The 18,567-nt window shown below is 58.4% G+C and carries 18 protein-coding genes and 1 pseudogene; 11 read left to right on the forward strand and 8 right to left on the reverse strand.

The window, feature by feature from the left end; translation table 11 throughout:
- Positions 1-9: 9 nt before the first annotated feature.
- Genes znuB through WG29040_RS18595 form a run of 3 tightly spaced genes read right to left on the reverse strand, consistent with a single transcriptional unit; the run spans position 10 to position 2,061 of the window.
- Positions 10-798: a zinc ABC transporter permease subunit ZnuB gene (znuB, locus tag WG29040_RS18585; protein WP_127196657.1), complete on the reverse strand. Its 789-nt coding sequence runs from the start codon at positions 796-798 to the stop codon at positions 10-12.
- Positions 791-1,579, reverse strand: a complete 789-nt coding sequence (znuC, locus tag WG29040_RS18590) for a zinc ABC transporter ATP-binding protein ZnuC (RefSeq protein WP_003437692.1) — start codon at positions 1,577-1,579, stop codon at positions 791-793. Before znuC ends, znuB begins: the two co-directional genes overlap by 8 nt.
- Positions 1,579-2,061: a Fur family transcriptional regulator gene (locus tag WG29040_RS18595; RefSeq protein WP_029612723.1), complete on the reverse strand. Its 483-nt coding sequence runs from the start codon at positions 2,059-2,061 to the stop codon at positions 1,579-1,581. The genes znuC and WG29040_RS18595 overlap by 1 nt, the downstream gene beginning before the upstream one ends.
- Positions 2,062-2,127: 66 nt before the next feature.
- On the opposite strand from WG29040_RS18595, the gene WG29040_RS18600 reads away from it, so the two are divergent.
- Positions 2,128-3,048: a zinc ABC transporter substrate-binding protein gene (locus tag WG29040_RS18600; RefSeq protein ID WP_127196658.1), complete on the forward strand. Its 921-nt coding sequence runs from the start codon at positions 2,128-2,130 to the stop codon at positions 3,046-3,048.
- An 84-nt stretch (positions 3,049-3,132) separates the two neighbouring features.
- Here the strand turns inward: WG29040_RS18600 and WG29040_RS18605 are convergent, their stop codons facing one another.
- Entirely contained in the window at positions 3,133-4,083 is a 951-nt protein-coding gene (locus WG29040_RS18605) for a homoserine kinase (protein WP_003437685.1), read from the reverse strand.
- 58 nt (positions 4,084-4,141) lie between these two features.
- On the reverse strand, positions 4,142-4,432 hold the full coding sequence (locus tag WG29040_RS18610) for a DUF2782 domain-containing protein (RefSeq protein ID WP_003437683.1): 291 nt from the start codon (positions 4,430-4,432) through the stop codon (positions 4,142-4,144).
- A 74-nt stretch (positions 4,433-4,506) separates the two neighbouring features.
- Between WG29040_RS18610 and polA the strand changes: the two genes are divergently transcribed.
- Entirely contained in the window at positions 4,507-7,272 is a 2,766-nt protein-coding gene (gene polA / locus WG29040_RS18615) for a DNA polymerase I (protein WP_127196659.1), read from the forward strand.
- A 251-nt stretch (positions 7,273-7,523) separates the two neighbouring features.
- Here polA and yihA read toward each other — a convergent pair whose 3' ends face one another.
- Positions 7,524-8,174 carry a ribosome biogenesis GTP-binding protein YihA/YsxC gene (gene yihA, locus WG29040_RS18620; protein WP_003437678.1) on the reverse strand — a complete coding sequence of 217 codons (651 nt, stop codon included), beginning with the start codon at positions 8,172-8,174 and terminating at the stop codon, positions 7,524-7,526.
- Positions 8,175-8,364: 190 nt separating this feature from the next.
- On the opposite strand from yihA, the pseudogene WG29040_RS18625 reads away from it, so the two are divergent.
- From WG29040_RS18625 to WG29040_RS18650, 6 genes and pseudogenes are all read left to right on the forward strand, one after another.
- Positions 8,365-8,653 (forward strand): annotated as a pseudogene (locus WG29040_RS18625) (cytochrome c5 family protein).
- 46 nt (positions 8,654-8,699) lie between these two features.
- The gene (locus WG29040_RS18630) at positions 8,700-9,320 is read left to right on the forward strand and encodes a cytochrome c (RefSeq protein ID WP_003437669.1); all 621 of its coding nucleotides are present in this window, start codon (positions 8,700-8,702) and stop codon (positions 9,318-9,320) included.
- Positions 9,321-9,511: 191 nt separating this feature from the next.
- On the forward strand, positions 9,512-10,165 hold the full coding sequence (locus WG29040_RS18635; RefSeq protein WP_003437668.1) for a thiol:disulfide interchange protein DsbA/DsbL: 654 nt from the start codon (positions 9,512-9,514) through the stop codon (positions 10,163-10,165).
- A 14-nt stretch (positions 10,166-10,179) separates the two neighbouring features.
- Positions 10,180-11,046 (forward strand): endonuclease/exonuclease/phosphatase family protein, encoded by an 867-nt coding sequence (locus WG29040_RS18640; protein WP_127196660.1) that lies wholly within the window; start codon positions 10,180-10,182, stop codon positions 11,044-11,046.
- Positions 11,043-13,079, forward strand: coding sequence for a GGDEF domain-containing protein (locus WG29040_RS18645; RefSeq protein WP_127196661.1), 2,037 nt, complete (start codon positions 11,043-11,045; stop codon positions 13,077-13,079). The genes WG29040_RS18640 and WG29040_RS18645 overlap by 4 nt, the downstream gene beginning before the upstream one ends.
- 83 nt (positions 13,080-13,162) lie before the next feature.
- Positions 13,163-13,945, forward strand: coding sequence for an N-acetylmuramoyl-L-alanine amidase (locus tag WG29040_RS18650; RefSeq protein WP_003437665.1), 783 nt, complete (start codon positions 13,163-13,165; stop codon positions 13,943-13,945).
- A gap of 11 nt (positions 13,946-13,956) precedes the next feature.
- On the opposite strand, the gene WG29040_RS18655 is transcribed toward WG29040_RS18650, so the two are convergent.
- Both WG29040_RS18655 and algB read right to left on the reverse strand, forming a co-directional pair.
- Entirely contained in the window at positions 13,957-15,747 is a 1,791-nt protein-coding gene (locus tag WG29040_RS18655) for an ATP-binding protein (RefSeq protein ID WP_010656773.1), read from the reverse strand.
- A 10-nt stretch (positions 15,748-15,757) separates the two neighbouring features.
- A complete protein-coding gene (gene algB / locus WG29040_RS18660) occupies positions 15,758-17,104 on the reverse strand; it encodes a sigma-54-dependent response regulator transcription factor AlgB (RefSeq protein ID WP_003437663.1) in 1,347 nt (448 codons plus the stop codon).
- A gap of 427 nt (positions 17,105-17,531) precedes the next feature.
- Between algB and WG29040_RS18665 the strand changes: the two genes are divergently transcribed.
- The 3 genes from WG29040_RS18665 (at position 17,532) to WG29040_RS18675 (ending at position 18,549) form a co-directional block, all read left to right on the forward strand.
- On the forward strand, positions 17,532-17,834 hold the full coding sequence (locus tag WG29040_RS18665; protein ID WP_127196662.1) for a hypothetical protein: 303 nt from the start codon (positions 17,532-17,534) through the stop codon (positions 17,832-17,834).
- A gap of 83 nt (positions 17,835-17,917) precedes the next feature.
- Positions 17,918-18,082 carry a DUF1328 domain-containing protein gene (locus WG29040_RS18670; RefSeq protein ID WP_003437658.1) on the forward strand — a complete coding sequence of 55 codons (165 nt, stop codon included), beginning with the start codon at positions 17,918-17,920 and terminating at the stop codon, positions 18,080-18,082.
- Positions 18,083-18,084: 2 nt separating this feature from the next.
- The gene (locus WG29040_RS18675; RefSeq protein WP_010656775.1) at positions 18,085-18,549 is read left to right on the forward strand and encodes an inhibitor of vertebrate lysozyme family protein; all 465 of its coding nucleotides are present in this window, start codon (positions 18,085-18,087) and stop codon (positions 18,547-18,549) included.
- The last annotated feature ends 18 nt before the right edge of the window (positions 18,550-18,567 follow it).

Below are 18,567 nucleotides of genomic sequence, written 5' to 3' on the forward strand. Positions count from 1 at the left end.
CGAGCAAGTCTACACCCCTCGACGGGGCAGAACAAAACTCAGCAGAAACAGTGCCGCGGCACACACCACAATTGATGGTCCCGCCGGCGTGTCTTTGAACCATGAAAGTGCCAGGCCACCACACACCGCCAGCATTCCCAGCAAACTGGCACCCAGGGCCATCTGCTCCGGAGAGCGGGCGTGGCGCTGGGCAGCTGCTGCCGGGATGATCAGCAAGGACGTGATCAATAACACGCCGACAATCTTCATTGCTACGGCAATAACAATTGCGATCAACAGCATCAGCATCATGCGCAACGCCGCTACCGGCAAGCCTTCAACAGTGGCCAGCTCTTCATGCACGGTGATCGCCAGCAGCGGCCGCCACAGCGCCACCAGCAATGCCAGAACCACAGCGCTACCGCCCATGATCCACATCAAATCGTTGGGGCTGATGGCCAGCAGATCACCAAACAGATAAGCCATCAGGTCGATTCGTACTTCATGCATGAAGCTTAGTACGACCAGCCCGAGGGACAAGGTGCTGGGTGCAAGTATTCCGAGCAATGTGTCAGATGCCAACGGCTGGCGCTGTTGCAAGGTGACCAACAGGACTGCCAGCAGCAGACAGCCGACAGTCACGGCAATGGTAGGGCTGACATCCAGCAGGAACCCCATCGCCACCCCCAGCAAAGCCGCATGGGATAGCGTGTCGCCGAAATAGGCCATTCGTCGCCACACCACAAATGAGCCCAGGGGGCCGGCGACGATCGCCAGGGCCAGACCTGCCAGCAGGGCGTAAAACAGAAAATCAGCCATGCTTGCAGCCTTCTCCATGAACGTGGGCGGGTGCCGTTGTGGCGTCTTCGCTGACCACCGAACCATGCAAGTCATGGGCGTGGTCATGATGGTGATGATAAATCGCCAGGCTCTGTGCGTTTTTGCCGAACAGTTCGACGAAAGCCGGGTCATTGCTGACTTGTTCCGGGTGGCCCGAACAGCAGACATGGCGATTGAGGCAGACCACCTGGTCGGTGGTGCTCATGACCAGATGCAAATCGTGGGACACCATCAGCACGCCACAGCCATGGCGGTCGCGCAGGCGGGTAATCAGGCTGTACAGCTCGGCCTGGCCAGCGACATCGACGCCCTGTACCGGCTCGTCAAGCACCAGCAACTCCGGTTTGCGCAGCAGGGCGCGGGCCAGCAGTACGCGCTGCATTTCGCCACCGGACACACTTTGCACGGGGCTGTCGATGACCTTTTCGGCGCCGACTTCTTTCAGCGCGGCAAGGGCTTGCGCCCTGTCCACGCCCGGCACCAGACGCAAAAAGCGTAAAACCGAGAGCGGCAATGTCGGATCGACGTGCAGTTTTTGCGGCATGTAGCCGACCCGCAACCTGGGTTTGCGCCAGACGCTGCCACTGGTGGGCTTGAGCAGGCCGAGCACGGCTTTGACCAGTGTGGTTTTGCCGGCGCCGTTGGGGCCGATGAGGGTGACGATCTGGCCCGGCTCGACACTCAGCTCGATATTGTCGAGCACGTCTTGCCCGGCGAAGGTCACGGTGACCCGGTCCAAACGTATCAGTGCAGCGCTCATCAGGCCTCCCGGCAACCCGAACACAAACCGACCACTTCGACGGTCTGGCCTTCGACAGTAAAGCCGACATCCAGCGCACTGTTGATGATTGCGTCGCTGATGGTTTTTTGCTCGAGTTCGATGGCGGCATGGCAGTTGCGGCAGATCAAAAACTGACCCTGATGCGCGTGCTCGGGGTGGCTGCAACCAATAAAGGCGTTCAGTGAGGCGATGCGATGCACCAGGCCGTTCTCCAGCAGAAAATCCAGCGCCCGATAGACGGTCGGTGGCGCTGCCCGGCGGCCGTCCTGCTCGCTGAGTACTGCCAGAATGTCGTAGGCGCCCAGCGGCTTGTGACTTTGCCACACCAGTTCCAGCACCCGGCGGCGCAGTGCAGTCAGGCGCAAACCCTTTTGCGCGCACAGCACATCCGCTTCGCTAAGGGCGCTGTGGACACAATGGGAGTGGTCATGGGGACGACTGGCAAGCGGTGTAATAGGCATGGGCGGCGACGATTTTTGAGAGAGACGTTATTATGTTACCTGTTTCAACCACCATGAGTGCTCATCGTGCCCCGTCTTTTTTCTATTTTTCTTGCTCTAACCGCCAGTTTGGCCCTAATTGGCCCGGCCCGGGCCGAGGTCAGCGTGTTGACCAGCATCAAACCCTTGCAGCTGATTGCGGCTGCTGTGCAGGACGGCGTGGGCCATCCCGAGGTGCTTTTGCCGCCCAATGCTTCGCCGCATAACTATGCCCTGCGTCCTTCCGACGTACGGCGCGTGCAGTCGGCTGATCTTTTGTACTGGATTGGCCCGGACATGGAAGGTTTCATGCCGCGGGTGATCAAAACCCGCACTTTGCCATCGGTGGCGGTCTACACGCTGCCTGAGCTTAAGCTTCGTCATTTCTCCGAAGATAGCCACTCCCATGCCGAAGATGCGGCCGAACACGACCACGATCACCGTCCTGGAACGCTGGATGCGCACCTGTGGCTGGCCCCGGCCAACGCCCGTGTGATCGCGGCCAAAATGGCGGCTGACCTGAGTCAGAAAGACCCGGCCAACGCTGCCCGGTATCAAGCGAATCTGGCGGCTTTCAATCAGCGTCTGGACGCCCTGGATGCGCGCCTGAAAACACGTCTGGCGGGGATTTCCGACAAGCCGTTCTTTGTATTCCATGAGGGCTACGACTATTTCGAAAGCGCTTACGGCCTAAAGCATGCGGGTGTTTTCAGCGTGGCTGCAGAAGTACAGCCAGGGGCCCAGCACGTCGCCGCCATGCGTAAGCGTCTGCAGGAAGCGGGCAAGACCTGCGTATTCAGTGACCCGCCTTTGCGTCCGCGTCTGGCAGACACCCTGACCGCCGGCTTGCCGGTCAAGTTGGCTGAGCTGGATGCCCTGGGCGGCTATACCCCGGCGACGGCGCAGGGCTATGAGCAACTGCTGGAGAAGCTGGGCAATGACCTGGCGGGCTGCCTGGAAAGCTTGTAACCCCGCACCAATAGAGCCTGCAGGAGCGAGCCTGCTGGCGAGCATTTCAATTACACACAGCTCGCCAGCAGGCTCGCTCCGGCCTTACAGGGCAAAAGGCAGATGAACTGTCACTGTCTGGTGCACGGCCAGACGGCGTTCGAATTCGCCCGGATCGTGAATCAGCACGTCTTGCCCGGCAAAGGTATGGGCCGCGATCAGGCGCGACAGCCAAAAGCGCACGCATGCGACCCGCAGCATCGTCGGCCACAATTGGGCTTCGCTTGCAGTAAACGGGCGCAGTGCGGCATAGGCACCGAGTAACGCGCGGGCGCGCGGGGCGTCAATCTTGCCGTCTTCGTCAGCGCACCAGTCATTCAGGGCGATCGCAACGTCATACAGCATCGGGCCTGAGCACGCGTTGTAAAAGTCGATCAGGCCAGTCAGATGCGTGCCTTCAAACATGGCGTTATCGCGGAACAGGTCGCCATGCAGGTTGGCCCGGGGCAACGCGAGGATCTGCTCTTTATGCGCGCTGATTTCAATCAACGCGTTTTGCAGCAATTGCGCCGCCTCAGGTGACAGATCGGCCATTAGTGCAGGCCCTTCTGCCAGCATCCAGTCCAGCCCGCGGTCAGTCTTGCGCTCCAGCACCTTGTCGCGGGTGGCCACATGCAAGTGACCAAGCAGCTCGCCGACCTGCGCGCAATGCTGGGCATTGGCTTCACGAATATGTTTGCCTGCCAGGCGCGGTTGCAGCAGCGCCGGTTTGCCCTTGAGTTCACGCAGGGCCTGGCCGTCGACGGTACGCAGGGCGAAAGGCACCGGCAGTTCTGCGCTGTGCAGCACATCGAGCAGTTCGATGAAGAACGGCATCTCTTTGATCGGGCCACGCTCAACCAGGGTCAGGACATATTCGCCCTGCTCCAGACTGATGAAGTAATTGGTGTTTTCGCTGCCAGCGGCAATCCCCTGGAAATCGAGCAGGCGGCCAAGCCCGTAAGGCGCAAGAAAAGTTTCCAACTCGGTGCGAGTCAGGGGCGTGAATACAGACATGGTTTAAAACTGCCAGTACGGGCGCCGCGTTGAGTCGGCGCCGATTAAAGTTAAGACGCTATTTCCATTCGAAGATTTTCCACGATGGAATCAGCATATCCGGCTGGTCGGAACGGATGAAATTGGCATCAGTACCATCAGCGCGCACTAAAAAGTACGGCGGTGCTCCTTTTGGGGTGACCTTGATGGCATAGAGAAAACCGTTTTGACGGTATTCCTGGATCGTTTTATCGCCTTCCGTGCGAATGGTTACGTCTGGGTCAGCTGTGACTGCTTCATCGGCTGCGAAGGTTAGCAGCGGAGTGAATGCAAACAAGCCGGTCAGCAACAGGCGATTTAGTGTGCGCATGATAACCTTGTCCCTTTGTCGTCATTGGTCCGGACATTCTAGCGCCGGACTCGCCGAAAAGGTTGATCCTGCTCATGAGCCAAGCTCCCCTCGTCCTGGTGGACGGTTCTTCATATCTGTACCGCGCCTTCCATGCGCTGCCGCCGCTGACTACGTCCAAGGGGCTGCCGACAGGTGCCGTGAAGGGCGTGCTGAACATGCTTAAAAGCCTGCGCAAACAGTACCCGGACAGTCCGTTTGCGGTGGTTTTCGATGCCAAGGGCGGAACATTTCGCGATGAAATGTTCGCCGAATACAAGGCTAATCGCCCAAGCATGCCCGATGACATGCGGGTCCAGATCGAGCCCCTGCACGCCAGCGTTATCGCGCTGGGTTTCCCTTTGCTGTGCGTCGAAGGTGTCGAGGCCGACGATGTCATCGGCACGCTGGCCCGCAGCAGCGCGGCGGCAGACCGCCCGGTAGTGATCTCGACGGGCGACAAGGACATGGCGCAACTGGTCGATGGCCACATCACCCTGGTCAATACCATGACCGGCAGCGTGATGGACATCGAGGGTGTGAAAGAGAAGTTTGGCGTTTCGCCCGAGCAGATCATCGATTACCTGGCCCTGATGGGCGACTCGTCCGATAACATTCCCGGGGTTCCGGGCATTGGTCCGAAGACCGCATCCGGCTTGCTGGTGGGTGTGGGCGGCGGTCTGGTCGACCTCTACGAGAAGCTCGATATCGTGCCGACCTTGCCGATCCGGGGCGCCAAAAACCTCCCGGCCAAGCTCGAAGAACACCGGGAAATGGCGTTTTTGTCGTACCGGCTCGCCACGATCAAAATTGATGTGCCATTGGATATCGGTCTTGAAGACCTGCACCTCAAGCAGCCAGATTGCGAAAAGCTGATCGAGTTGTACACCGAGCTGGAATTCAAAAGCTGGATTGCCGAGGTGGAGCGCGATGCCAAGCGCGCCGGCCAGGTCATTGTTCATGAAGAGCCTGCGCCGCCTGCCGAAGAGCAGCAGTACGAAACTATCCTGGATCAGGCGCGCTTTGACGTATGGCTGAAAAAGCTTAACGACGCCAAGTTGATTGCTTTCGATACTGAAACCACCGGCCTGGATGCGCAGCAGGCGCAGTTGGTGGGGCTGTCGTTTGCAGTCAAGCCGGGCGAAGCGGCCTACATTCCGCTGACCCACTCCTATATGGGCGTGCCGGAGCAACTGGATCGCGATTCGGTATTACGAGCCCTCAAACCGCTGCTCGAAGACCCGGCCAAAGCCAAAGTGGGCCAGCACGCTAAGTTCGACATGAACATCCTGGCCAACTGCGCCATCGGTGGTGATCAGGCCTGCGGGATCATGGTGCAGGGCGTCGCTTTTGACACCATGCTCGAATCCTATGTGCTCGACTCCACTGCCACGCGTCACGATATGGACAGCCTGGCGCTGAAATACCTGGGCCATAGCACCACCAGCTTCCAGGACATTGCCGGCAAGGGCGTGAAGCAACTGACCTTTGACCAGATCTCGCTGGAGCAGGCCGGACCTTACGCCGCTGAAGATGCCGACGTGACCCTGCGTTTGCATCAGGCACTGCACGAAAAACTGCTGGCGATCCCGAGCCTGAACAAGGTGCTGACAGACATTGAGATGCCGCTGGTGCCTGTACTGGCGCGCATTGAGCGCCAGGGCGCGCTGGTGGACGCCAACCTGCTGGGTATTCAGAGCGTTGAGCTGGGTGACAAGCTGGTCGCGCTGGAACGTGAGGCGTTCGCCATCGCCGGCGAAGAATTCAACCTCAGCTCCCCCAAGCAATTAGGCGTGATTCTGTACGAAAAGCTCGGTTTGCCGATTATCAGCAAAACCGCCAAGGGCCAGCCTTCGACCGCTGAAGCGGTGCTGGCTGAATTGGCCGAGCAGGACTTCCCGTTGCCCAAGGTGCTGATGCAGTACCGCTCTATGAGCAAACTGAAAAGCACCTATACCGATCGCCTGCCTGAGCAGATCAATCCTCGTACAGGCCGGATTCATACGTCTTACCACCAGGCTGTTACCGCGACCGGACGTTTGTCCTCCAGCGATCCAAACTTGCAGAACATTCCTATCCGTACTGCCGAAGGCCGTCGGATTCGTCAGGCGTTTGTGGCGCCTAAAGGCTACAAACTGCTGGCAGCGGACTACTCGCAAATCGAGCTGCGGATCATGGCCCACCTGGCCAAGGATGAAGGCTTGTTGCACGCCTTCCGCAATAACCTGGACGTGCACAGCGCCACTGCCGCCGAAGTATTCGGCGTCGAGCTGGGTGATGTCACTGTCGATCAGCGCCGTAGCGCCAAGGCAATCAACTTCGGCCTGATCTATGGCATGAGCGCGTTCGGCCTGGCCAAGCAGATCGGTGTCGACCGCAAACAGTCCCAGGCCTACATCGACCGCTATTTCGCCCGCTACCCGGGTGTTCTGGATTACATGGAGCGCACCCGCACCCAGGCGGCCGAGCAAGGCTATGTAGAGACCATCTTTGGTCGTCGCCTGTACTTGCCGGACATCAATGCAAAAAACCCGGCGCTGCGCAAAGGCGCAGAGCGGACTGCAATTAACGCCCCGATGCAGGGCACTGCTGCGGACATCATCAAGAAAGCCATGGTGGCTGTGGATAACTGGCTGACGGCTTCAGGCCTGGATGCCCGGGTCATTCTGCAAGTACACGATGAATTGGTGCTTGAAGTGCGTGAAGACCTGGTGGATCAGGTGCGCGATGAAGTGCGTATCCACATGAGCGAAGCCGCGAAGCTCGATGTGCCGCTGCTGGTTGAAGTGGGTGTGGGCAACAATTGGGATGAGGCGCACTAAGGGGCTGCAGGTGAAATTGCGGGCCTGTCAGTCAGGGAAAACCCGGGTTTATTGCAAATGGTTATTAGCCCTCTGGAACTAACCAGCCCTTCGCCACTCAGATTTACTGAATGGGTGGTGAAGCCCTTCAAAGCTCCTGATGTTGTGTTAAGTGTTGGCAGATATCTGGAGCGCGCCCTAGCGTTCCAGTACTTGAACCCCGAACTTCTTCCCCCAATACGAAGTCCGGGGTTTTTTTTGCCTGGAATTTCTTACTCGCTGGCCTCGACCACTTCTTCGCCTTTGTTCGGCAGTTCCATCCAGCGTGCCAGCACGGTGTACGCCTCTTCCAGGCCCATGCGTTTCGGGGTGGAGAACAACTGGATGGTCACTGCATCGCCCCACTGCTTGCGAATATCAGCCTGGATTTTGAGCAGGGTATTTTTTGCTGCGCCGTACGTCAGTTTGTCGGCTTTGGTCAGCAAAATGTGCATCGGCATGCCGCTCGAAACGGTCCAGTCGAGCATCAACAGGTCGAAATCGGTCATTGGATGACGGATATCCATCATCAAAATCACGCCTTTGAGGCTTTCACGGCTGCCGAAATAGGCTTCCAGGTGACGCTGCCAATGCAGCTTCAGCGGGATTGGCACCTTGGCATAACCATAACCCGGCAGGTCGACCAGGCGACGTTCTTCGTCCAGCTGGAAGAAGTTCAGCAGCTGTGTGCGCCCCGGAGTTTTCGAGGTGCGCGCCAGGCTGGCATGGGTCAAAGTGTTGAGTGCGCTGGACTTGCCGGCGTTGGAGCGCCCGGCAAACGCGACTTCAAAGCCTTCGTCGTCGGGGCATTGATCAACTTTGGCGGCGCTGAGCATGAAGGTAGCCTGTTGGCACAGACCGAGAATGGGGTTCTTGAGTTGCATGGGATTTCCGATGTGAGCGGCGTCAGGAATGGACGCGGCGAGCGTGTCGTTTCCGTTTCAGTGGCGCCAGTATATAATGCCGCAGATTTTGTGTGCGCTTTGTCCCAGCGTAGGATGAAGAACACGGGAGCGATAAACCTAGGTTGCGCATTAGAACGCAGCAAGCTCCCAACCCTGAAAAGGTCGTTTTATGACGAAATGGCTGCTAGCTGCCGGTATCTTGATGCCACTTTAACAGCACTCAGGCTACACAGGATCCGGAAGCCGTGTACAACCGCGTTTGTATTGTCTGCCAGCTGGTCAACTGCCCGTAGCACCGAAATCCGGTGATCGGGAAGCCTCAAGGCCAAGGACAGGATGATATGGAAGCGCTGGTGCAACACGTGACCCAGGGTTTCAAGGCGATGCCGCCGCGTGGTTTGTGCATGGACTGCAGTGTCGAGGATTACCGGTCAACCATCCTTTGGGTGAACGAGTAAGCCCGGCCCATAACTCTTTAACCCTTAGCCGTAGTTGGATTAGCTGATGAACAAATTACTCGTGAGTCTGCTGTTGACCTTGGGCGTCGCCGGTATTGCCCAGGCTGCAGCCACCGCCGTTGTCGGCGATGCTGCTGCAGGTCAGGCAAAAACCGCTGTATGTGGCGCGTGTCACGGTCCGGACGGCAATAGCATGGCGCCAAACTTCCCCAAGCTGGCCGGGCAAGGTGACCGTTACCTGCTCAAGCAGCTGCACGAAATCAAGGACGGCAAGCGCCAGGTTCTGGAAATGACCGGTTTGCTGACCAACCTGAACGATCAGGATCTCGCGGATATCGCGGCCTATTACTCCAGTCAGAAAAACTCGGTGGGTGCTGCTGACCCGGCGCTGGTTGCCCGTGGCGAAGCCCTGTTCCGTGGTGGCGACCTGCAAAAAGGCATGCCTGCGTGCACCGGTTGCCACTCCCCGGACGGCCAGGGCAATGCTGCCGCCGGCTTCCCGCACCTGGGTGGCCAGCACGCCAGCTACATCGAGAAACAACTTACCGACTTCCGCGAAGGCGAGCGCACCAACGACGGTGACTCGATGATCATGCGCGGTATTGCTGCGAAGTTGAGCAACAAGGACATCAAGGCACTGGCCAGCTACATACAGGGTCTGCACTAAGGGTCGATCAGGCCGGGATGCAAGCCTTCGGCCGTGTTAACGATCGTTTAATCCTTGACTGTGAACCTGAAAGGGCAGCTTCGGCTGCCCTTTTTCGTAGCATCTGCCGCTACACTACCGAACTCAAGCCAGAACGGACCTGTCTGAAGACAGGTCACGTTGAAGCGACCTTATTTGCCCAGGAGTAAAGCATGCGTAATCTGATTCTCAGCGCCGCTCTCGTCAGTGCCAGTCTGTTTGGCATGACCGCTCAAGCTGCCGATGTACCGCTTGAAGCCGGTAAGACCTACGTCGAATTGTCCAACGCTGTTCCGGTTGCAGTGCCCGGCAAGATCGAAGTGGTTGAGTTGTTCTGGTACGGCTGCCCGCATTGCTTCGCGTTCGAACCGACCATCAATCCATGGGTTGAGAAGCTGCCGGCAGACGTTAACTTTGTCCGCATCCCGGCCATGTTTGGCGGCATCTGGGACGTTCACGGTCAACTGTTCCTCACCCTCGAAGCCATGGGGGTAGAAGACAAGGTTCATAAAGCGGTCTTTGAAACCATCCACAAGGCTTCCCTGAACGACAAGTCCGGGAACCTGCTGAAAACTCCGGAAGAAATGGCTGAATTCCTGGCGGCTCAAGGCGTGGATAAAGACAAGTTCCTGAGCACCTACAACTCCTTCGCCGTTGCCGGTGCGGTCCAGAAGGCCAAAGATAAAGCCAAGGCCTATCAAATCTCCGGCGTTCCGACCATGGTCGTGGATGGCAAGTACCGATTCGATCTGGGTACTGCCGGTGGCCCGGAACAGGCACTCAACGTGGCCGATCAACTGATCGCCAAAGAGCGGGCCGCCAAGTAACAGGGGGCCTTGCCGTGCGCGGCTGGAAAAGCAAACGCATCGTTGGCCTGCATGAACCGCAGGTCAACGAGGATCATCTGGCTACCTGCGGGCTGCCGGATGATCGGCGTTTGCGGCTGCTAAGTTTCAATATCCAGGTCGGCAACAGCACTCAAAGTTATCGTCATTACCTGACCCGCAGTTGGCAGCATGTACTGCCACACAAAGGGCGGGCCGGTAACCTGGACAAGATTGGCGACTTGTTGAGCGACTTTGATCTGGTCGCGTTGCAGGAAGCTGATGGTGGTAGCCACCGATCCGGCTACATCAATCAGGTCAAGTACCTGGCCCAACAGGGCGAATTCCCTTACTGGTATCAACAGCTCAATCGCAATCTGGGGCGACTGGCGCAGCATAGCAATGGCGTGCTCAGCCGCTTGCGTCCTACGGCGATTGAAGATCATCCCTTGCCCGGCCCTTCGGGTCGTGGCGCGATTTTAGTGCGCTTTGGTACCGGCCCTGATGCGCTGGCCGTCGTGGTCATGCACCTGGCGCTGGGGACTAAAGTACGAAACCTGCAACTGGCCTACATTCGCGAGCTGGTTAGCGGTTATCAGCACCAGGTGCTGATGGGCGACATGAACACCAATGCCACCGATCTGCTCCAGACCTCGCCCCTGCGTGACCTCGGTTTGCTGGCGCCACAAATGCAAGCCACTTTCCCCAGTTGGCGCCCGCAGCGCTGTCTTGATCATATTTTGCTCAGCCCCAGCCTGACCCTTGAGCGTGTGCAGGTGCTGGACCAGCCTATCTCTGACCATTTGCCGGTGGCAGTTGAAATCCGTTTGCCGGGAATGGTGGGCAGCGATTCACTGCCGATGTTGAGCGGCTCGCCTTCATGAGCTCCGACGACGCCAATCGCTGGAAAGAGAAGTATCTTTTAAGCATCGAGCGCCAAGACAAACTTGAGCGGCGCTGGAATGCGCGGCTCGACCTGCTGCGCAGGGGCCTGGTGCGCAGTACCCTGGCGGCGGAAGGGACAGACCGCACCGTTGATCAATGCATGAAGGAAATGCGCGAAGCGGTACGTACTGACGAGATGGACGCGGCATTGGCGACCTTGCTGCCCCGTCTCGAAAAAGCCGTACTCGACTCCGAACAACGCCGCGAAACCCGGGTTGCGCAAATCAGTACTGCGCTTAATACCCTGGTCACTCAACTGCAGGCGTTGCCGTTGCCCCGTGAAGTCAGCAAGCCGCTCAAGGCATTTGCCAGGCAGCTCGACAGCCGGGCTGGCCAGGCCCGTGAGATACCGCTGTTGCTGGACGAGTTGAGTAACTTGCAGGGGCTTGCCCTGGCGCCGCAACGCCAGGCACCGGAATCGTCCAAACCGGGCTTGTTACAGCGTCTGTTCGGCGCTCAAGACCCAGACAAAACCCAGCCCGAAGTCGTTGCGGTACCTGCAGCACAAGCCACGGCACCGCCAGTCATGCTGCAGCCGATGGTTGCCAAGTTGCCTGCAGCGCCGGTGTTGCCACAGGCTGAGAGCCAGCCGCCGGTGTCTGAGCAGCCGCAACCGGCGCCAATGGAGCACGCGCAGTCCTTGCCTGAGTACGCTCAAAAGGCGCCTGAACAGCCCCTTGCCGTACTCGAAGTGCCCGCAGCCGATGAGCCGGAAGAACAAGCTCTCTGCGGTGCCCTGGAGTCGGTGGTGGCTCTGGTCGATGCAGAGAACAGTCTGCCTGAGGCGCCGGTCGAGTCGCTCACCCTTGAACCTGACGACAGTGCTGAACTGCCTGAATCGGTAGACCCGATTCCGGCTGCGCCGCCGGAGCCTGATACCGTCTATGCACTGCCTGAAAGCCCGGAGCCCTCATACAGCTCGGTGGCGGCGCATATCGAGTCAACCCTGCTGGGTCTGCTAAGTGACCTGTCGTTGCCGGAGCATCACCGCCCGCAAGCCGAAGCCATGAAAGCTCGTCTTGAAAAAGGGCTCAACTGGTACGAGTTACTACCGATCCTCGACGATCTTGCAGTCTTGATGCTGGCCGTCACTGACAGTGACCAGCATGAGTTCGAGGCGTATCTAAAACAGCTCAACGAGCGGCTCGAGTCATTCCAGAACAGCCTTCAGGCGGCCAGTGAAGGGCACACTGAAGGTCGATCTGCCGCGGCTGACTTGAACAATCAATTGCGCGAACAGGTCGACGGGCTGCAAAACAGCGTTCAGGGCGCGGTTGACCTGAGCAGTCTCAAACACATTCTGGAAAATCGCCTGGAAGGCCTGCTGGGCACGCTGGATCAACACCAGCAGCAGCGTGATGCGCGCGAGCAAGACGTCGCAGCACACCTGCAAGCATTGGCCGAGCGGGTGGTGCAAATGGAGCAGCAGGCCCAGGACTTTCGCGAGCACCAGGAAGAGCAGCGGCAAAAAGCCCTGCTCGATCCCCTGACCGGTTTGCCCAATCGGGCGGCCTGGGGCGAGCGGCTGGCATTTGCAGTCGCACGCTGGCAAACACAGGGCAACTCGTTGTTGATCGCCATGCTCGATCTCGACCATTTCAAGCGGATCAATGATGGTTATGGGCATCTGGCAGGCGACAAAGTGCTCAAGATCATTGCCAATCAACTCCGCAGGCAACTGCGCCCGGGTGATTTTATCGCCCGGTTCGGCGGTGAAGAGTTTGTCCTGTTGATCCCTGACGCTACGCCGGCCATGGGCCTGGCGCTGCTCGAAAAACTGCGACTGGCCATTGCCGACTGTCCGTTCCACTTCAGGGGCGAGCCGGTAACCATCACCGCCTCCATCGGGGTCTCGGCGTTCAAGGCGGGTGACCGCAGCGAGTCTGTACTCAAGCGTGCAGACGAAGCCCTGTATCGGGCCAAGCATAACGGGCGAAATCGCATTGAGTCCGACCTTCAGGAGCTGCTCTGAAGGTCTGAGGGCTCAGGTTCAGATGCATCCGCAGCCAGTAAGGTATGCTGGTGTATTAACATTTTACTGTGTTGTGTCTGCCCATGAAATTTTCCGCGCTTCTAGTCTTTATTGCCCTGCTGGCGGGTTGTGCCAGCGGTCCCCGCATGGATACCAGCCATCCTTCGGCCAACCACGACAGCCGCGTGCAGTTTGTGGTCCTTCACTACACCTCGACCTCCCTTGAGCGTTCACTGCAATTGCTGACCAGCGGGCCGGTGAGCAGCCACTATCTGATTGGTGATACCCCGCCAACCATTTACAAGCTGGTGGACGAAAACCAGCGGGCCTGGCACGCCGGTGAAAGTCAGTGGAACGGCCGCACCTGGCTCAACTCCAGTTCCATCGGCATTGAAATCGTCAACAAGGGTTTCCGCGATACGCCCAACGGGCGGGTCTGGTATCCCTACACTGAAGGTCAGATCCAGTCGGTGATCGCCCTGCTTAAAGACATCACGACACGCTACAAAATCGATCCGCACAACATCATTGGTCACAGTGACATAGCGCCGTTGCGCAAGCTTGATCCGGGGCCGCTGTTTCCCTGGAAGCGCCTGGCCGAAGCCGGCTTTGGAGTCTGGCCGCAGGCCCAGGCCGTAGCCCGGGAGCAGGCCCTGTTTGCCAACGCACTGCCAAGTATTGGCTGGTTTCAGCAGCAGTTGGCCCTGTTGGGCTACGAGACCCCGCAGACCGGTGAGCTGGACGTTGCCACTCGCCACGTACTGGCGGCCTTCCAGATGCATTTCCGGCCAGCGCTGTTTGATGGCACGCCCGATGCCGAAAGCGCGGCCATTTTGAAAGTGCTGAACACCCAGGCAAAGCGATGACCGCGCGAGCGCTATAACAGCGGCAGGGCCATGTAGAACTGGGTGCCCTGGCCAGGGCGTGAGTAGACGCCGATCCGCCCGCCGTGGAGCTGGACGATTTCCTTGCACAGCGCCAGCCCCAGGCCGGCGCCGCCTTTTTTGCGACCTACCTGCACGAAGGGCTCGAAAATCCGCCCTTGTTGGCCATAGGCAATGCCTTCGCCATTGTCTTCAATACTGATGATCACCCGCTCGCCATGCCGCCGCGCCTGCAGGCGAATCTGCCCGCCGCTGGCCGTGTGGCGCAAGGCATTGTCCAGCAGGTTATCAATGACCCGTTCGAGCTGTGGCTGGTCGGCATTCAACACCGGTAGCGGTGGCTGCAGGTCGACCTGCAACTCGATCCCCTTGGCTGCCGCGCGGGCCGCGAAGCGGGTCCGGGCGTCTTCGAGCATGTCCGGGAGGTCGCAGGGGGCCAGCGTCAGCTTTTGCATGCCATTTTGATAGCGGGAAAAATTCAGCAGGTCATTGATCAACTGCATCAGCCGCTGCATTTCTTCATTGACGGTGTTGAGCAGGTCGGTTTCACGGGACTGCGGATCAAAACGCGCCCGCTCCATAAACAAGCCAAAGGCCATATGCATACCGGTGACCGGGGTGCGCAATTCGTGTGAGGCACGCAGTACGAACTCGCTGCGTACCCGTTCAAAGGCCCGCTGCTCGGTGACATCATGCAACACCATCACAGCACCAAGAATCGGTCCTTTGGGCTGGCTGACCGGGGTCAGGCTGTAGGTCAACAGGCGTTTTTCACCCTCTATATCGACGCTCAAGTCTTCCGGGGCTCGTTCCAGGTTGCCGCCACGCAAGACCGTGAGCAATTGCTGATCGAGCTCCGGGCGCATCAACGCCTCGCCCAGCGGCTGACTGAGGCGGCTCTGATCCCAGCCCAACTGGCGTTGCGCGACCGGATTCAGATGCTCGAGGCGGCCTTGCTGATCAATCATCAGCAACCCGTCGTCAATACTGTCGAGCACCGCCTGAAGCCGTTGCTGGCCCGCCAGCAGTTCGTCGACATTGGTTGCCTGATGTTGGCGCAGTGCTTCGGCCATGATCCCGAAACGCCGGGTCAGCAGGTTCATCTCGGTGGCCGAGGAGAGTGGCAGCACCACCTCGAAGTTGCCTTTGCCTATATTGTCGGCGGCTTTGGCCAATGCTTCGATCGGCGCGCCAAAACGTCGGGCAATGCCGTGGGCGGTAATAAAACCTATGGTCAGTACCGCAAGCCCTACCAGGCCCAGAAGCAAGGCAATGATCAGGGCCCGGTCCCGGGCGGAGGCCTGGGCGCTATAGATGTTTTCGAGGGCCTTGCGGTGCTCGGTAATCAGGCCGTTGCGCAACAGGTTGAAGCGGTTCCTCAGCTCGTTGTCAGTACTCAGGTCAGGGGTGTTGGGTTGAGCCGGGTTGAGGGCTTTGAGGAAGCTTTCGTAGTCCGTGCGGGCCTGGGTAAAGCCGCTGTGCAGATTGTTTTTGCGCTCATGCTCGATGCCCTCGTCGAGCAGTTTCAGGTATTCCCGGGTTGATGCTTGCAGCGCCTTGGGGTCTTGCTGATCACGCAGCAGCAGAATCAGCTGGTCACCCAGGCTTTGACGCAGCTTCAGGCCCAGATCGAGGGTGATGAAGTTATTGCGGATCAGCGCCTCCTGGGTCTTGGCCATTTGCATCACACTGACGACGCCAAGCAGGAGCCCGAGCAGCGCCACCGTAATCAGTGCAGAAATGCTTAGAAACAGCCGGGTTCGCAGCTTGATCGCAAGTTTCATCGTATGCGGCTCACAAGTTGTACTGCTTGCGCTTGCGATAGAGTGTCGAAGCGTCGATGCCCAGGGTTTTTGCTGCCTGGTCCAGGGTTTCACTCGTGGCCAGTACCGCACCGATGTGGGCTTTTTCCAGCTGGTCGAGACTCAGTGCCGCACCAATGCGCGGAGTGTTCGGCGTGGTTTGCTCGGCCATGCCCAGATGGCTGACTTCAACCACTTCCTGCGGGCAAATGATGCTCGCACGTTCAACCACGTTGCGCAGCTCGCGAATGTTGCCGGGCCAGCGGTAATTGGCCAGCGCCAGTCGGGCTTCTTCGCTGAAGCCCCGGGCAGGGCGAGCGTACTCTTTAACGAAGCGGGCCAGAAAGCGATCGGCCAGGGTCAGAATGTCTTCACTGCGCTCGCGTAGCGGCGGCAGGTGCAGGGTGATGACGTTCAGGCGGTAGAGCAGGTCTTCACGAAAGCGCCCGTCGCGAACCATGTCTTCAAGATTGAGGTTGGTGGCCGCCAGGATGCGCACATCAGCGCGCCGGGTCACGGGGTCGCCTACCCGCTCGTAGGCCTTGTCCTGAATGAAGCGCAGCAGTTTTGGCTGCAATGTCAGGGGGAAGTCGCCGATCTCATCGAGAAACAATGTACCGCCATCTGCCTGGTTGACCCGGCCCAGTGTGCTTTCACTGGCGCCGGTGAAGGCGCCGCGGGTGTGGCCGAACAGTTCGCTCTCCATCAACTCGGCTGTCAGCGACGGGCAGTTGATGGTTACACAGGATTTCTTGGCCCGTTTGCTCCAGCCATGGATGGCTTGGGCCAGTTCGCCTTTACCGGTGCCGGATTCACCGAGAATCAAGATGTTGGCATCGGTGCCTGCTACCTGGCGCGCGGTTTCCAGCACCGCCATCATGGCCGGGCTGTGAGAGTCGAGCCCGTCTTTAGGCTTGCGAATTTCACCTTCCAGGGCTTCGAGGCGGGCGGAAAGCTGGCGTACTTCCAATTGTTTGGCGGTGGCCAGACGCAACTGATCAGGGCTGCAGGGTTTCACCAGATAATCGGCGGCGCCTGCCTGAATGGCATCCACGGCGGTGTCCACAGCCGAGTGGGCAGTCACTATCACGACCCGCATCCATGGCGCCTGAATGCGCATATGGGCCAGGACATCCAGGCCATTGTCTTCACCCAGACGCAAATCCAGAAAACACAGGTCGAATACTTGCCGCTGCAGCAGCGCATCGGCTTGTGCCGCACTGTTGGCGGTGGCAACGGTGTAACCCTCGTCTTCGAGGCAATAGCGAAATGTACGCAGGATGGCGGACTCGTCGTCCACCAGCAGAATGCGGCCCTGGTGCTCTTTGGCTGTATCCATTTCCTGCCTTCCTCTATGAGTGTTCATGGTTAGTGTCGGAATAATCGGGCAAGTTGCATGATTTTTTCACGATTTTTTAAGAGGCTAGCAGGGAAGGCCTTTGGCTGCATTGCCTAACTAGATGATTTAGAAGCTTTTAAACCTGAATGGACGCAGCAGGTGAGTGCTCATTGGTGCCTCTGTGCCTCACACAAGCCTTCAGGGCTCTACACAGATCGTGCAGAACGCACGACAGTCTCGGCAGCATCGTGCAGGATGCGCGCACAACTGTCTTTTTAAAGCGTTTAACTCGTTGATTTATAAGGATTTATTTATTTTATAAAAGCTGGCATGCAGCCTGCAATAACTCAGGTATAGACGCCGTACAGATCAGTCATGACTGGCGGACCATTCCCTGAATTGACCACCGAGTGGCAGGAGTTTGAGCATGCATCGCCAAGGTTTCGCCAGCTTTCATATTTCGCCACTGCACCTGCAGCAGGGTCTGTTCGCCAGCCTTGCTTTGGTGGTGACCCTTATCGGTGGTCAGCAACTGGTTCGCTGGGAGCAAGCGTCGCAGCCTGTGGCCGCGCCCTTGCCTGTTGTGGCCTATCAGCAACACCACTTCAGTACGATCAAGTCGAGTGCACTGGATGCGCGAGTCACTGCCGCGGACAGTTATGCACTGACCGCCGCCGAAGAGACGCAAACAGCTAATTCGCAACCTGCACCGGAACGTTGGGTGTTTTAAGTGTTCACAGTTTTGAGGCCCTTGCTGGCATCGGAATGCACCATTGGTATTAGGCTATTCCCACAGTAATAAGGAGAAACACCATGTTGAGTTGGGCAGTTACCTTCCTGATCATCGCCATCATCGCTGCTGTACTGGGCTTTGGTGGTATAGCGGGCACCGCGACCGGCATTGCCAAGATTCTCTTTGTCGTATTCCTGGTGATGTTTGTGGTGTCCTTCATCTTTGGCCGTCGTGGTAAAGGTTGATCATGCTTAGCCGATCCCTGAAGGCATTGGCCGCTGCCCTGTTGGTGGGCAGCAGTGCCATGGCCCTGGCCGCAAACGATGGCCAGTCGCACGCTAACCAGTTACTCAGCGATCCTGACTACCGTGAGGCCTGGCAACAGGTGGTGAAGAAGGAGGAGCGTTTGCCCGAGTGGGTGATGAACCTCTCCGGTGCGGCCGAGCAAATGAATGCCGTGACTGAAAATGGCGACAAGTATCTGGTCGGTCCTTTATGTGAAACCGCCGATACCTGCACGACCGGGCGCCTGATTGTCGCCGTCAGTTTTGACAAGAAACACGCTTATGCAATGTTGGTTGAGGTGCCGGCCGGTCTGCCTGCAGACAAATCCCCGACACGTCACGCCGACTACCGCTTTTTGGGTCAGCCGGACGAAGGTGTACAGGCCATGCTTAAAGAGCAGTTAAAGAAAGACCCGAATTGGTACTGAGGGGCACGGCTCTTTGAT

It is taken from the genome of Pseudomonas sp. PAMC 29040 (assembly GCF_003994535.1).
In the GTDB taxonomy this organism is placed as follows: domain Bacteria; phylum Pseudomonadota; class Gammaproteobacteria; order Pseudomonadales; family Pseudomonadaceae; genus Aquipseudomonas; species Aquipseudomonas paraversuta.

What these genes read in the sequence shown, in the direction of transcription:
- znuB (WP_127196657.1), bottom strand. Translation starts at nt 798, where the DNA reads ATGGCTGATTTTCTGTTTTACGCCCTGCTGGCAGGTCTGGCCCTGGCG.
- znuC (WP_003437692.1), bottom strand. Translation starts at nt 1,579, where the DNA reads ATGAGCGCTGCACTGATACGTTTGGACCGGGTCACCGTGACCTTCGCC.
- WG29040_RS18595 (WP_029612723.1), bottom strand. Translation starts at nt 2,061, where the DNA reads ATGCCTATTACACCGCTTGCCAGTCGTCCCCATGACCACTCCCATTGT.
- WG29040_RS18605 (WP_003437685.1), bottom strand. Translation starts at nt 4,083, where the DNA reads ATGTCTGTATTCACGCCCCTGACTCGCACCGAGTTGGAAACTTTTCTT.
- WG29040_RS18610 (WP_003437683.1), bottom strand. Translation starts at nt 4,432, where the DNA reads ATGCGCACACTAAATCGCCTGTTGCTGACCGGCTTGTTTGCATTCACT.
- polA (WP_127196659.1), top strand. Translation starts at nt 4,507, where the DNA reads ATGAGCCAAGCTCCCCTCGTCCTGGTGGACGGTTCTTCATATCTGTAC.
- yihA (WP_003437678.1), bottom strand. Translation starts at nt 8,174, where the DNA reads ATGCAACTCAAGAACCCCATTCTCGGTCTGTGCCAACAGGCTACCTTC.
- WG29040_RS18630 (WP_003437669.1), top strand. Translation starts at nt 8,700, where the DNA reads ATGAACAAATTACTCGTGAGTCTGCTGTTGACCTTGGGCGTCGCCGGT.
- WG29040_RS18635 (WP_003437668.1), top strand. Translation starts at nt 9,512, where the DNA reads ATGCGTAATCTGATTCTCAGCGCCGCTCTCGTCAGTGCCAGTCTGTTT.
- WG29040_RS18645 (WP_127196661.1), top strand. Translation starts at nt 11,043, where the DNA reads ATGAGCTCCGACGACGCCAATCGCTGGAAAGAGAAGTATCTTTTAAGC.
- WG29040_RS18650 (WP_003437665.1), top strand. Translation starts at nt 13,163, where the DNA reads ATGAAATTTTCCGCGCTTCTAGTCTTTATTGCCCTGCTGGCGGGTTGT.
- WG29040_RS18655 (WP_010656773.1), bottom strand. Translation starts at nt 15,747, where the DNA reads ATGAAACTTGCGATCAAGCTGCGAACCCGGCTGTTTCTAAGCATTTCT.
- algB (WP_003437663.1), bottom strand. Translation starts at nt 17,104, where the DNA reads ATGGATACAGCCAAAGAGCACCAGGGCCGCATTCTGCTGGTGGACGAC.
- WG29040_RS18665 (WP_127196662.1), top strand. Translation starts at nt 17,532, where the DNA reads ATGCATCGCCAAGGTTTCGCCAGCTTTCATATTTCGCCACTGCACCTG.
- WG29040_RS18670 (WP_003437658.1), top strand. Translation starts at nt 17,918, where the DNA reads ATGTTGAGTTGGGCAGTTACCTTCCTGATCATCGCCATCATCGCTGCT.
- WG29040_RS18675 (WP_010656775.1), top strand. Translation starts at nt 18,085, where the DNA reads ATGCTTAGCCGATCCCTGAAGGCATTGGCCGCTGCCCTGTTGGTGGGC.